8 protein-coding genes and 3 pseudogenes are annotated in these 14,230 nt (G+C 64.2%); 1 reads left to right on the forward strand and 10 read right to left on the reverse strand.

What is annotated here, in order from left to right:
* Positions 1–67 precede the first annotated feature (67 nt).
* The 7 genes and pseudogenes from G9373_RS22845 to G9373_RS22875 all read right to left on the reverse strand — a co-directional run bounded on the left by G9373_RS22845 (position 68) and on the right by G9373_RS22875 (position 8,812).
* Positions 68–2,965, reverse strand: a complete 2,898-nt coding sequence (locus G9373_RS22845; RefSeq protein WP_346842843.1) for an FAD-binding and (Fe-S)-binding domain-containing protein — start codon at positions 2,963–2,965, stop codon at positions 68–70.
* Positions 2,949–4,397: an aldehyde dehydrogenase family protein gene (locus G9373_RS22850; RefSeq protein ID WP_167116896.1), complete on the reverse strand. Its 1,449-nt coding sequence runs from the start codon at positions 4,395–4,397 to the stop codon at positions 2,949–2,951. Before G9373_RS22850 ends, G9373_RS22845 begins: the two co-directional genes overlap by 17 nt.
* Positions 4,398–4,440: 43 nt before the next feature.
* Positions 4,441–5,877: an aminobutyraldehyde dehydrogenase gene (locus G9373_RS22855; RefSeq protein WP_167116931.1), complete on the reverse strand. Its 1,437-nt coding sequence runs from the start codon at positions 5,875–5,877 to the stop codon at positions 4,441–4,443.
* A gap of 159 nt (positions 5,878–6,036) precedes the next feature.
* Entirely contained in the window at positions 6,037–6,927 is an 891-nt protein-coding gene (locus tag G9373_RS22860) for an MBL fold metallo-hydrolase (RefSeq protein ID WP_095870036.1), read from the reverse strand.
* Between the two features lie 32 nt (positions 6,928–6,959).
* Positions 6,960–7,157, reverse strand: a pseudogene (locus G9373_RS22865) (acetyl-CoA C-acyltransferase); the annotation flags it as partial.
* A 95-nt stretch (positions 7,158–7,252) separates the two neighbouring features.
* Positions 7,253–7,404 (reverse strand): annotated as a pseudogene (locus G9373_RS22870) (IS3 family transposase); the annotation flags it as partial.
* Positions 7,405–7,438: 34 nt separating this feature from the next.
* Positions 7,439–8,812, reverse strand: a complete 1,374-nt coding sequence (locus tag G9373_RS22875) for an MFS transporter (RefSeq protein ID WP_095870035.1) — start codon at positions 8,810–8,812, stop codon at positions 7,439–7,441.
* Between the two features lie 525 nt (positions 8,813–9,337).
* On the opposite strand from G9373_RS22875, the gene G9373_RS22880 reads away from it, so the two are divergent.
* Positions 9,338–10,255: a LacI family DNA-binding transcriptional regulator gene (locus G9373_RS22880; RefSeq protein ID WP_240960679.1), complete on the forward strand. Its 918-nt coding sequence runs from the start codon at positions 9,338–9,340 to the stop codon at positions 10,253–10,255.
* A gap of 501 nt (positions 10,256–10,756) precedes the next feature.
* On the opposite strand, the pseudogene G9373_RS46630 reads toward G9373_RS22880, so the two are convergent.
* From G9373_RS46630 to G9373_RS22895, 3 genes and pseudogenes are all read right to left on the reverse strand, one after another.
* A pseudogene (locus tag G9373_RS46630) lies at positions 10,757–11,296 on the reverse strand (hypothetical protein).
* A gap of 72 nt (positions 11,297–11,368) precedes the next feature.
* Entirely contained in the window at positions 11,369–12,916 is a 1,548-nt protein-coding gene (locus G9373_RS22890) for an AMP-binding protein (protein WP_167116903.1), read from the reverse strand.
* A gap of 48 nt (positions 12,917–12,964) precedes the next feature.
* Positions 12,965–14,227: a M20 family metallo-hydrolase gene (locus tag G9373_RS22895; RefSeq protein WP_095870031.1), complete on the reverse strand. Its 1,263-nt coding sequence runs from the start codon at positions 14,225–14,227 to the stop codon at positions 12,965–12,967.
* Between the last annotated feature and the right edge of the window lie 3 nt (positions 14,228–14,230).

Consider the following 14,230-nt stretch of genomic DNA (forward strand, 5'->3'; position numbering starts at 1 on the left):
ACTACTTGACTCTGCCCGCCCACCGGCTCGGTGGGCGGGCAGAGTTTGTCTCTGGCCTTAGTGAAGGTCAGCGGCCGGCGAGGAGCTCGGCAAGGTGGAGCACCTCGGTGGCGGGGTGGAGGTTGTCGATCTGGGTGCGGCAGGAGAATCCATCGGCAAGGACAACGGCCTGAGGGGGGAGGGTGCGCAGCGCCGGGAGGAGCTGCGTCTCGGCTACCGCTACGGACACCTCGTAGTGGCCACGTTCGGCACCGAAGTTTCCGGCCAGGCCACAGCAACCACCGACCGTCGTTACCTTGGCGCCGGCTCGCTCCAGAAGTGCACGGTCGGCGTCCCAGCCGATCACGGCATGGTGATGACAGTGGGGCTGCGCGGTGATCTCCAGGCCTGAGAGGTCTGGCGGGGTGTAATCGGCGTCCGCAGAGAGTAGTTCGGCCAAGGTACGCACTGCCGAGGACACCTGTGCCGCGTCCGAGGTGTCGACGAGCTCGACCAGATCAGATCTCAGCGCGGCGGTACAGGACGGTTCGATTCCCAGCACGGTGGCGCCACGCTGTACATAGGGATACAACACGTCAACCGTGCGCCGCAGCCGCCGCCGCGCTCCGTCGAGTTGGCCGGTCGAAGTCCACGTCAGTCCGCAGCACACCTCGCTTGCGGGCAGATGGACCGCGTATCCCGCGTCGTTCAGAAGGTCGATGGTGGCTGTTACCACCCGCGGATTGAAGCTCGAGCTGAAGGTGTCGACGAAGAGAACGACCTCTCGACCTGGCGTGTACTTTCCGACACCCGGTGGTCCAGTCTTCACCGCAGCCTTGAACGCGGCCCTGTCGGTGGACGCGGCCAACTGAGGGATGGAGCGTCGTGCGTCGATACCCGCGAACCACATCAGCGGCCGGTGCAGAGGCACTACGCTGCTGAGGCCGTTGAACAGTGCTGGGAGGCGACGCGCGAGACGCAACCACAACGGCAGCCAGCCGAGCGAGTAGTGCGAACGCGGGCGCAGCCGCCCGGCATACCGAGCGTTGAGCACCTCGGCTTTGTACTTGGCCATGTCGACACCGGTCGGGCAGTCCGACTTGCACCCCTTACAGCCCAAACACAGGTCCAGCACATCGCCTACTTCCGGAGACTGCAAACCGTTCGGACCGAGCTTTCCCGACACCGCGTCTTGGAGCACCCGTGCCCGCCCGCGAGTGGAGTCCTTCTCGTTCCTCGTGGCCTGGAAGGATGGGCAGATGACGCTGTCAGGTGCCGGGTTCGCTGCGACACATCGTCCGACGCCCGTGCAGCGGTGCACGGCATCGAAGAGACCGGCCGAGTCGTCCGGATAGCTGAACGCCGTGGAGCGCGCCAGGGGCAGTGGCGTCGTGTAGCGGATATCGGCCTCCACCGGAACGGGATCGACAACGATTCCGGGATTGAGCAGGTTCTCGGGATCAAAGTGCGCCTTGACCTTCCGGAAGACGTCGATGGCTGCAGCCGAGTACATGTGCGCGAGCAGTTCGCCGCGCGCTCGACCGTCACCATGTTCACCCGACATTGATCCCCCGTATTTGGCCACGAGTGTCGCTGCATCGTCGAGGAAGTCCCGATAGCGCCGGCGACCCCCACTGTCGTCGAGGTCGAAGTCGATGCGTACGTGTACACACCCGTCCCCGAAGTGACCGTATGGGACACCCGTGAACCCGTGGCCGGTGAGCAACTCTTCGAAACGAGTCAGATAATCCGCGAGGTGCTGCGGAGGCACTGCCGCGTCTTCCCATCCTGCGTGGGCGGGGCGGCCTGTGGACGTACGTGCGACCAGACCAGACCCGTCTTCACGGATCTTCCACAGGGCAGCCATTTGCGCCGACGAGGTCACGACCCGATGGTCCAAGGCCCGGCTGGCGTCGGCCACAGCGTCGGCCACAGCGGCGAGGGCAGACTTCTCTTCGCCGACCACTTCGACGAACAGCCATCCGGCGCCCTCTGGAAGGTCGCGTACTGCAGCCGACCTGTCCGCGACTGCGTTCGTGATGCGACGGTCGAGGCCTTCGCAGGCAACCGGAGAAAATGGAAGGATCGCCGGGACCGCGGCGGCAGCGGCGATCATGTCGGGGAATCCAAGCACGACCATGACTTTGTGCGCAGCGTCGGCAACGAGACGGACATCGGCCTCCACTACCGTTGCCAGCGTTCCTTCGCTGCCCACCAACATTTTCGTGACGTCGAAGCCGTTCTCAGGAAGCAGGTTTTCAAGCGCGTAGCCCGAGACTTGCCGCCCGAACCGGCCGAACTCGGTGCGGATGGTGGCTAGCGAGTTCATCGTGGTGGTTTGCAATCCCCGCAGAACAGATGACCCGTCGCTGGATCCGTCTGCGAGGCTTCCGAGGCGGAGGTGCTCACCCGTACCGGTCACCACATGCAGGCCGTGCACGTTGTCGCTGGTGCGTCCGTACCCCAGAGCCCGCGAACCGCATGCGTTGTTTCCGATCATTCCGCCGATCGTGCATCGAGAGTGGGAGGACGGATCTGGACCGAAACGCAGACCGTACGGGGCTGCGGCTCGCTGCAGCGTCGCGTGTGCGGCGCCCGCCTGTACTCGAGCCCGGTTGCTCTCGAAGTCCACGCCAAGCACGCCGTTGAGGTGTCTCCTGTGATCGACCACGAGTCCGGTGCCGATGGCGTTGCCTGCGATCGATGTGCCGGCGCCGCGGCTGGTAATCGGGATGCCGTGTGCGGTGGAGACCGACATGATGGCGTCGATTTCGTCGATGGCCCGCGGGAACACCACAGCGCTCGGTGGTACCCGGTAAACCGAGGCATCCGAGGAGTACAGCGATTTGGTCAGTGCACTGTCGTCGACCTCGACTCCCTGACGCCGTAGCGCCATCACTGCCTCGACAACCGCGGCGGGTGCGGGGTGCGTCACCGAGGAGATCATCTTGTCCGGTCCGCGTCCGCAGTCATCGGGAGAAGACACAGAGTCGCTCCACGGTGAGTGCGGAGGCGGTCGACTCGGGCCCCTCCTTGGTGTTTCCGGAGTTCCGGAGTCCTCCGTAGGGCATGTTGTCGGCGCGGAACGACGGTGCCTCGTTCACCAGAACCGCGCCGAAATCGAGTCTGTCGGTGGCCGCCAGGGCCTTGTCGAGGTTCTGGGTGAAGACGGCGGCCTGCAGGCCGTACTGGGAGTCGTTCGCCATGTCGATCGCTTGATCGAAACTCTCTACTCCGACGACACTGACCACCGGGGCGAACGCTTCCTTCTGAATGAGATCGCTGGACTGCGCAGCGTTGTTCACCACGGTCGGGGGTACAACCCCGTCGGATCGGCGTTCGCCGCCAGAAACGACTTCCGCTCCTTGCTCGGTTGCGGAACGTATTGCTGCAAGGGTGCGTTCGGCCACCCGGTTGTCGATCAGTGGGCCGCACACGACCTGCTCGTCCCGTGGGTCGCCGGAGACGATTTCACCGGTTCGTGCGACGAGCAGGTCGAGGAACTCGCCGTGTACGGCGCGATCGACGTAGATCCGCTGGACCGAGACGCAGGTCTGCCCGGCGAAGACGAACGCGTTCGGAGCGAGAAGATTCGCTGCTCGTTCGAGGTCGGCGTCGGGCTCGATGATGGCCGGACTCGCGTTTCCCAACTCGAGGAGGACCTTCTTGCGGGGGTCGCTTGCCGCGATGTGCCAGCCGACCTCGGTCGACCCGGTGAAGCTGATCGCCGCGACTCGCGGATCCTGGACGATCGAGGCGCTGATCTCGGCCGGCTCCCCTGGAACCACCGAGAGGTACCCAGCCGGGAGACCTGCGGCAGTACAGATGTCGGCGAGCACGAACGCGGTGAGCGGGGACTGCGGGGCAGGCTTCAATACGACCGGGCATCCTGCAGCCAACGCCGGAGCCAGCTTGTGAGCAACCAGATTGAGTGGGAAGTTGAACGGCGTGATTGCGGTGACGACCCCAATCGGGCGGTTTACGGTGTAGGCCAACTTGTTCGCCCCCGCAGCCGTGGCGTCCATTGCGACCATATTTCCAGTGCGTGTTCGCGCAACAGCGGCCGACACCCGGTACGTGCTTGCTGCCCGGTCAACCTCGGATCGTGCCAGGGCGATCGGCTTACCCACTTCGGACGAGATCAGCAGTGCCAGCTCCTCACGCCGGCGCAGCAACTCCTCGGCCACCCGGTCGAGAACTGTGGCCCGCTCGTGTGCGGGGATCGGAGCGTCGAGCGCGGCATGGGCTAAGCCGACCGCCGCGGTGGCCTGCGCGGCGGTCGCTTGGCCGACACTCCCGACTGCTTCGCCGTCGTACGGGTTTGTGACATGCGCCCGACTCGAGGTGGAGATCTCCTCGCCACCGAGGAGGACGCCGCGCTCGAGCACTTGGCGGGAAAGGGCAGTGGTGAGAGACATTGATGCAGATCTCCTTGAGAGGGTTTGGTGGCCGGGACGCGTCTTACTCGGGCAGCGACCCGAACATCACGTGCCGCGCCTCTGTGTACTCGTGGACGATCGACGTCGACAGGTCTTTGCCGCCGCCGGAGGCCTTCCCTCCACCGTGCGGGAACTCGGGAGTCACGCTGAGGTGGTGATTGACCCAGACGCAGCCGAATTCCAGCTCGCGAGTGAAGCGGAGTGCTCGGTCGATGTCGCGGGTCCACACCGATGAGGCCAGGGCATATGGGGTGCCGTTCGCGAGCTGCAACGCCTCCTCCGCGGTCTTGAAGGACTGCGCCGTGACCACTGGTCCGAAGATCTCGTTCTGCACGACCTCGTCGTCCTGTTGGACTCCGACCAAGATGGTCGGATCCACGTAGTAACCGGGCAGCGCCCTCGCAGCGTCACCCCGCAGCACGTCGACGTGGTCCGGGCAACGGTCGAGAAAGCCAAGCACGCGTTCGTGTTGCCGAACATTGTTGACGGGACCCAATCGGGTTGCGGCGTCACTGGTGAGACCCATTGTCATGCTTGACGCGGCGGCACGGAGTTCGTGGAGAAAGCTGTCGAAAATCGACTCGTGGACGATCATTCGCGCAGCCGCGGTGCAGTCTTGCCCCGCATTCCAGAAAGACGCGAGACCGATGAACTGGGCGGCCGCCGCGGGATCGACGTCATCGAACACGACGACAGGTGCTTTCCCGCCAAGCTCCAGATGGGAGTGCTTGAGGCCCCGCGCGCTGAGCTCGGCAACACGACGACCTGCCGCCGTCGATCCCGTGATCGACACCATCTTCACCAGCGGGTGCCCGACGATCGCCTCACCGCAGTCGGCTGCGCCGGTGACGACGTTCAGAACTCCGGCTGGGAGGAACTCCGCGGCCACCTCGGCCAGAAGCAGGGTGGTCAGAGGGGTGGACTCCGCCGGCTTGAGCACGACAGTGTTACCCGCGGCCAGCGCGGGGCCGCACTTCCACACCGCCATCATCAGCGGGTAGTTCCACGGGGTGACCTGGCCGACGACGCCGAGCGGATCACGACGTAGGTAGGAGGTCGTGCCAGCGAGGTACTCCCCCGCGGTCGCGCCGCTGAGGGTTCGCGCCGCCCCCGCGAAGAAGCGGAGATGATCAACGACGGTCTCGATCTCTCCGCGTGCTGCGGTGATCGGCTTACCTGCATTACGGGACTCGAGCTGCGCGAACTCCTCGGCCCTGGTTTCCACCGCTTGGGCGATCCTCAGCAGCGCGGTGGAACGCTGACTCGGCGACACACGTCGCCATGTCCCGAACGCGCGATCGGCGCTTCGCACGGCATGATCCACATCCGAGGGCGAGCAGCGCGGGACGACTGCGAACTCCTCGGTTGTCGAGGGATCGACGATGCGGTCGACGTCCTCTGAGGTCGGGACGTAATTCTTGCCGTCAATGAACGGGTAGGCCGTGCCGGTATGCACCATGGGTTTGATCACCATTCTGTCGTCGGAAGTTTCGTTGCAGGTGATTAACGAGGGCGCTGACCAGTGCGAACGGAAGCAGATCGACTGCTAACGCCAATCGTTTGGCATGCTTGCCCAACGTATGCGATGGATACGGGGTGCGCAAGGCTCGCGCCAGACTCAGCTCCTGCCGCCGGCTGACGACGCCCGCACACCAAGCTGGGCGTAGCCTGCCTGCAGCGCTCCCGAGAATCTCCAGTCCAGTGGCCACGGCCACGATGCTGCTTCGCGGGCGAGGGCCATCGGCGCACCCTCGTCGACCAGCCGGCGGATCGAGTCAGCAGCGCTGGCGATCTCCAGTTGCTGACCTCGCGCCCAGGTCAGATCGGCGGGTTGCCCGTGTCCCGCAAGCACAACCGACCGCGCATCCAAGAGTGCGAGTGCAGAATCGAGGGCGCTCGCCCACTCCAGCGGATAGCAGTCATCGATGTAGACCGGTGGGCCTGTCGCTTCCAGCAAATCACCGAACTGCATGACGTTGGCATCAGGCACCCACACCACGAGGTCCCCGGCCGTGTGGCCGCGCCCTGGATGAACAAGCTCAACCCGGCGACCACCGATGTCGACGGTCATCCGATCGTCGAAAAGGTGGTCGGCGGGAAGGACGGGCGTTCCGAGGATCTCGGACGTCCGCGGATCCTTGGTCGGGTCCGCCGCATGCTCCCGCCGGTACCGGTCTTTGAACAACTCCGCGGACACAGGAGTGCGCTCGGCCGCACGACGAGTTGCGTAGATCGGGATGTTGTCGCCGCACACGGCTTTCGCGGTTGCGTTTCCAAAGACGTGGTCGAAGTGCTCGTGAGTGTTCACGATTGCGAGGACGTCGCCGCGGCCGAGTCGCCGAACGTCCGCCAGCACCGCGCGTGCCGCCTCGGCCGAGGAATGAGTGTCGACGAGGAGAACACCGCCGCCGCCCTCCACCAGTGTGACGTTGACGTCGTGCCACGCGTAGCGAGCCATCCAGACGCCGTCGGCCACCTCGTGGAAGCCCGTGTCATACTCGATCTTCATAGCGAATCCTATTGTCTTGCAGTGACTGTTAGTCAGCTGAGGCGTTCGCGCATCATCGCCATGCCCTGGCTGCCGCCGACGCACATGGTCTCGACGCCGAAGGCCTTGTCCTGCTCACGTAGGTTGTTCAGCAGGGCGTTGGTGATGCGGGCACCGGTCATGCCGAACGGGTCACCGAGCGCGATCGCCCCGCCGGAGATGTTGATCTTGTCCTCGTCGAGGTCCAGGTCGTCGACCTTGGCCGGGTCGAGCTCCGGCACCTTGGCGAGGGCCGCGGCGACGGCAGCCAGGTCTGAGGTCGTCCCCCGGGAGTGGACACCCGATTTCATGCGGCGACTGACAGCGCAGACGACGCGATCAGTCGTTGATCGAACTCCTCTGGGGTGAGGTGTCCGAGGGCGAAGTGAGGCGACGTCGATTGAAGTACGAGAGCCACTCCCCCACCCGCACTTTCGTCGTCCAACCCGATCCGTGCAGTCGGACCTGGCAGGAACACTGCAGGTAACAGATCTCAGTGGTGGAGACTGGACGACTCGCTGAGCTTCATCCCCTGGGTCTCGGGAGCCCACACGATGGATACGAGCAGACCGACCAACGTGATGGCGCAGGCGGCGTACATGGTGGCGGAGATGCCGTACTGCTCGAGTACAACCGGTACGAGAAAAGTTCCTGCGGCCGCACCAAATCGCGTGAACGCGGTGACCAGCCCCATGGCAGAACTGCGAAGGTCGGTGGGGAACAGCTCGTTGGGGTACACGAAGTTCATCACCTCCAGACCTCCGCTGAAGAGGGCGAACGCGATGAAGAATACGGCGATCCAGATGGCCGGCGCATCGGAGAACACGGCAAGCAGCAGCAACGGAACGGACTTGAGGGCAAAACTCCGGATGGTCAGGGTTCTACGGCCAACCTTGTTGACGATCCCGAGTGCGAGCAAGCAGCCAACAGCGAAGAACAGCTCGATGACGGCGGACCCGTAGGTAGCAGCATTACCTTCGAGATGCAGCGCGCCGATGAGTTGAGGGCCGAACGAGAAGATCGCGTACACGGGGATTATCGCGCTGGTCCAGCTGGCGATCACGAAGGCGAGGCGCCCGAGATAGCCGGAGCGGATGATTCCGCGGAGCCCGACGGTCCGCTCCCCTTCAGCGGGGACCTCGTCGACCGTAACCCCGGGACCGAACACGCGCTCCATAACGGTGTTCGCCTCTTCGATGCGCCCGTTTCGGGTGAGCCAGTACGGAGATTCGGGGGTTCCGACGCGCAGCACCCCGATGAGCAGCGCGGGGACGGCAGCGCTGACCAGCATCCATCGCCAGGCGTCGTCCCCGACCGTGGACAACAGCACCTGGCCGACGCCATAGGCAACGGCACCGCCCAGGAAGAACAGCGAGATGAGCACTCCCAAGAGCGGCCCACGGAATCGCTTCGGACTGAACTCGGTGAGTAGGGCCGAACCAATGGGATAGTCGACTCCGACGGCGAAACCGATGAGCAGCCGCATGATGAGCAGAGCGAGTGGCCCATCGATCCAGAACGACGCAATGGAGAGTACGGCGATGGCGAAGAGATCCCATTTGTAGATCCGCTGCCGGCCGAACTTGTCCGATAGGTAGCCACCGACGATGCCTCCGAAGAAGACACCGATGAGAATCGTCGCGGCGATGGCGCCCTTGGCGGCGGACGAGAGAGCGAACTCCGGCCCGATCTGGATCAGCGCAACACCGAAAATCGACAGGACGTAACCGTCGATGAACCCCGAACCGCCCGCGCACGCGGCAAGCCGGATCTGGAACAGACTCAGTCTTTCATTGTCGAGCGAAGCATCGCCGTTAGGCGGGGACGGTGATGTGGATGGGTACGCGGTGCCCGCGATCTCGGACATGTGACGCTCCTGTTCTGGGTGGACTCGCGCGCTTGCCGTATACCCATGTCGATATGTCTCTTCGGGTTTCGTGGCTGGATGTGGCCGGTGCGCGGGGCCTGGTGTGACGGTACGTCTGGTCTGGCCGGCCTGATTACCCGGACCCCCATGGCGCTGAGGCTGTCACGACGGCGTGTTGCTTCACCGTTCCGACTCTCCGGCTGCCCGGTCGCGATCGGCTGACGACGTCGAGGTCCGCGGCAGGTGGACACCCGTACCGCTCTCGTTCATCTGCAGCCCTCATGTGACCTAGGCCTTGCCAAACGTTTGGTGTGACGATAATCGACCGCGTCGAGTGAACGCAAGGGGCGAGATCTCGGGAGAGCACGGTTTCAAAATCAAGCGAGAGTATGACGCAGATGACAATCGTTTGGCGTAGATTGCTGTGCGCACCACTGGACTGGTGGCTCTAACAGCCCGACGCCGGGTTCCTATCCTTTGCCTCACGACCGCAACTAACTCGAAAAGGGGGACGACTTGACCGCGATGAATATGAAGCAGTTGGCAGCGCTGGCCGGTGTCGACGTGTCCACTGTGTCACGCGCATTGCGAGGTGACAGCCGACGCGTGGCCGCGTCCACGATCGAACGCATCCAGACGCTGGCTTTCGACGCGGGCTATGTTCTCGATCCTGTTGCGTCCAGTCTGCGCGGAGGGCGCTCGCGCGTGCTCGGCGTGGTCGTCCCCGTCCTCAGCGACATCGTCATGGCCATACTCGCGACAGCCATCGAGGAAGCGTCCCGAGAATTGGGCTACCTTTCGGCCGTCATCGCGACACACGGCGACCCCGATGTGCGCTCCGCCGCGATCGATCATCTCCTCAGCCGGAAGGTGGACGGTTTCGTACTGTGCGACACGGAGGTGGGGCGTGCAATTCCCTCTCAACTCGAATCGGAATCTGTGCCGTTCGTTTTTGCCATGCGCCGGTCGGATTGCGCGGTTTCGGTGACTGCCGATGATCGCCGTGGCGGTTCGCTCGTGGCTGAGCATTTCGTCGCCATGGGACACGAACGGGTGGCAGTGGTCCCCGGGCCGGCCGCAGCGAGTACGTCGCTCGATCGAGTGGCCGGATTTGCCGAAGTGATAGCGCAACACCCGCAGATCACCGTCGTGTCCGTTTCCAGTCTCGGGGGATTCGGTGTCAACGACGGGCATCGCTACGTCACGGAGCTTCTCGCGGAGCACCAGGAACCCCCCACTGCCCTGTTTTGCGCGAACGACCACGCTGCGATTGGAGCAGGCCGGGCGCTCGCCGACCGCGGTCTGCGGGTCGGCGAGGACGTCGCGCTCGTCGGGTACAACGACATTCCGCAGGCCGCATACCTCGAAACACCCCTCAGCAGCGTCCGCACGGATCTGGGCGCGATGGGGGGCGGACGGCAGCGCGCAAGCTGGTGTCGTTGATCGAGGGACGTGATGCGGCAAGCGCCGCTTTGGAGCCCGCTCTGATCGTCCGTGCCTCCTCGTCCGAGGTGCGCGGCGCCTTGGTAGGACCGGCACCTCGGCCAGGGGCGTGATCATCACGCGACGAAATCGTCCCAATCATTCGCGAGATAGTCGATGAAGGTGCGGCCCAGTCCCTGCGACGCGAGATATTCACGACACCGGCTGATCGATGCTGCTGAAAGACGGATCGATCAACACTCGGCGAGCTAAGTCGTGCTGAAGAATCGCCGCCGTTCCGACTAGAACGAAGTCCGCTCCCCGATCAAGACACGACTGGGCCACGGCGCCGGACGGGATCTTGCCCGCCACGCCGAGCCGTGTGCTCCCTCGCGGAAGCGATGCGAAGACATCCAGCAGTGTGGCACCAGCGGCCAGGTCGCGTGAGAGCCGGTTCGGGCTGGTTCCACGGTGTGGGCGCTTCTCTACATCCCACATCGAGATAGTCGACAAGGTCCGATGTCATGGTGCATTCTGCCACGTGACAGCTCTCGGAAGAAGGACACCGTAGCGCTCGGGGCGCAGACGCAGACCGACCTGGAACGAGGGTCCGGTCGCCGCTCTCACCGCCTCGAGAACCTCGAGAACCATCCGGGAACGATTCTCCAGCGTGCCACCGTAGCCGTCGGTCCTGGTGTTGGGTCGCGAGTCCAGGAACTGGCACAGGCGGTAACCGTGCGCTCCAAAAATCTCGACGCCATCGAGTCCCGCGTGCTCGACCCGTTGTGCAGTAGAGGCGAAATCTCGTACTATGTAACCGATTTCGGTGATCAGTACGCGGATACTTCTGGATGCATCATCCTAGGGGGCGACCGGCTCAAGTCCTGCAAATTCGTGGCGTGCGCGCGCACCACCGTGATGGAGCTGGACTGCCGAGGGCGCATCCCGCTCGGCCAGTGCGGAGGCCAGTCGTGTCAGGCCGGGCAAGAAACGATCGTTCCATACGGCCAACTGTCCGGGGAATGCCTGGCCAGCCCGGGACACATGCGCTGCGCACGTCATTACCAAACCGAATCCGGCGTTTCGTGGAGCACGCGATTCGAGGGGCGGGGCGACGGATACTCGATCACTCCGCTATTGCCCCGCGGTCTGGTACTGCTTACGCAGTTCACGCTTCAGTATCTTGCCGTAGGCACTGGTTGGCAGTTCGTCCACGATCCAGACGTGGTGTGGCTTCTTGTACGAGGCCATCGACTTTCGTGCGAAATCGATGACGGACTCGGGAGTCAGATCTGTGCCCTCCTGCGCGACAACCACAGCTGCGACGACTTCACCCCACTTCTCATCGGGGATGCCGATTACCGCGGCCTGCGCGATGTCCGGATGCTGGCCGAGGACCTCTTCTACCTCGCGGGCATAGATGTTGGATCCACCGCTGATGATCATGTCCTTGATGCGGTCTGTGATGAAGAGGTATCCCCCTTCGTCGAGGTAGCCGGCATCGCCGGTGTGCAGCCAGCCGTCCTTGATCGTTTCGGCTGTCGCGTCCGGGCGTTCCCAGTAGCCGGACATCACCAGCTCACCGCGGACGGTGATTTCTCCGACGGTGCCGGCGGGGACTTCCCGTCCCTCGGGGTCGACGATTCGAATGCGAGTCGAGAAGGTCTCGCGGCCGGCCGAGCCGAGTCGTCGGACGCAGTCCTCGTCGTCCAGACGGTGCTCGGCCTTCGGCAAACAGGTGATGGTCGCGGCTGCCTCTGCCTGTCCGTAGAACTGCACGAACACGGGGCCGAAGACCTCGAGTGCGCGCTTCAGGTCGGCGACCGGCATGGGAGCAGCCCCGTACACGACCGATTTCAGGCTTGACAGATCGTGCTTCTCCACATCAGGAGCGTCGAGCAGCATCCGAATCATCGTGGGGGCGAGCATCGTTGCAGTGACGTTCAGGCGATCAATCGTTTCGAGCACTGCGGAGGGGTCGAAACTGAGCGAGCTCGGAAACGCGTTCGCCGCGCCCACCGCGAGGTGTGGCATCGCGACGCTGCACGATCCGTGCGAGATCGGAGCGAGGTGCAGCATCACGTCGTTGGACCCGAGATCGGATCCGAGTTCGAGCATGAAGTGGCGCGTCATCGCGAGCAGGTTCCGGTGGGTCTCCACAGCTCCCTTGGGCTTGCCTGTGGTTCCCGATGTGTAGAACAGCCACGCGGGATCATCGGGCTCGATCACAATGTCCGGACGTTCGCTCGGCGACTTCAGCCAGTCGTCCAGCCGTTCGAAACCGGGGACGTCCCCGCCGAAACTGACCCAGTGCTCGATTTGCGAAAGATCCTCGTGAAGGGGAGTCAGTCGGTCGGCGAGCGTTGCATCACACAGGACGATGGTGGCCCTGGAGTCCGAGAGAGCGTGGCGGTAGTCCTCTTGATGGCCTCGCGGGTTGAGGGTGACCGCGGCGCAGCCGGCCGTGATGGTGGCCAGGAAGCCTTCGAGCCCCTCGTAGCGGTTCGTCGACAGAATCGCGACCCGCGCCCGCTGAGGAGCGCGGGTCAGGATGGCGTTGGCTAGGGAGCTAACGCGGGCTGCGCCTTCCGCGTAGGTGACGGGCGCACGGTCGAGCGAGACCCACAGCGGGTTGTCGGGATAACGCAACGCGCTTCGGTACAGAAGGTGTGACAAATCCATGTTGTTCTCCAGAGTGCGAAGTCCGAACCAGTCGCGAAGACGGCGCGGTCAGGCGAAGTCGAGCTCGCGATCAAGGGTGATGATCGTGTTGAGAAGTACGTTCGCGCCCGAGTGGATGTCCTTGTCGGCGGTGAACTCGTCCGGGCAGTGGCTGCGGCCGTCCTTCGACGGCACGAAGATCATGGCTGTCGGGATCTTCTTCGCAATAATCGCCGCATCGTGTTCGGCGCCGCTGTAGAGGCGGGATTGTTTGAGTCCGAGTCGGTCTGCCTCCCGCGCGGTGACCTCGATGAACCGATCATCCATACCGGCGGGCTGCTCCGACGGGAGCCAGTCCAGCTGGGCTTCCACCGAACGGCTAGCGCCCTCGCGCTGCACCGCGCTGTGAAACTCGGTTCCGGCGTCGTCCAGCCAGCGCAGATCGGGGCTGCGGAACTCGCCCCAGAGTTCGGCGGATTCGGTGACGATGTTCACTGCATCCGGTGTGAAGGTGACCAACCCGGTAGTTCCTCTACCGTCGACGTTCGCGGAGGCGATCTGTTCGATGGCCAGGACCGATCCTGCGGCGGCACATCCCGCGTCGTGCCGCCGGTTCATCGGCGTCGTTCCGGCGTGATCCGGACGGCCCCTGAACGCGACCCGGAATCGCTTGATCCCAGTGATGGAAGTGACGAGGCCGATATCGCTGCCCTGCTCCTCGAGATACGGCCCCTGCTCGATGTGCAGCTCGACGAACGCCTTGATGCGGCTGGTGTCCATCCGTGAGGACAGCAGCGCACTGGGGTCGATGTCGATGCGCACCAACTCGTCGGCGAACCGGACACCGTCCGAGTCCACCCGGTCGAGATCCTCAGCGGTGATGAACCCCGTCAGCGCCCGCGAGCCGATGCAGCTGATTCCGAACCGGTTGGGCTCCTCACTGAAGAAGTCGACGACGATGAGGTCGTGGCGGAGTCGAACTTCGTTGGCGCGGAGGGTCCGCACCACCTCGAGGGCGGATGCGACACCGACGTTGCCGTCGTATCGCCCACCTCCCTCGACGGTGTCGGTATGTGATCCGGTCATGATTGCGCTGTTGCCAGGCGCGGTCCCGCGGAGCACACCGATGACGTTGCCTGCGCCGTCGATGTGAGCGTCGAGGCCGGCCTCCGCCATTCGAGCTCTGACCCAGTGCCGGCCGACGACATCGGCCTCGGTCAACGCCTGCCTGGTCCAGCCAGGAACGGTGGAGTCGACGATGGTCGACAGGTGGACCAGGTCGGCAGTGAGTTGCCCCGGATCGGCAATGGTGAGGGGGTCGAGAACAGACATGCG

Origin of the sequence: Rhodococcus sp. A14 (assembly GCF_011603105.1) — a bacterium.
In the GTDB taxonomy this organism is placed as follows: domain Bacteria; phylum Actinomycetota; class Actinomycetes; order Mycobacteriales; family Mycobacteriaceae; genus Rhodococcus_F; species Rhodococcus_F opacus.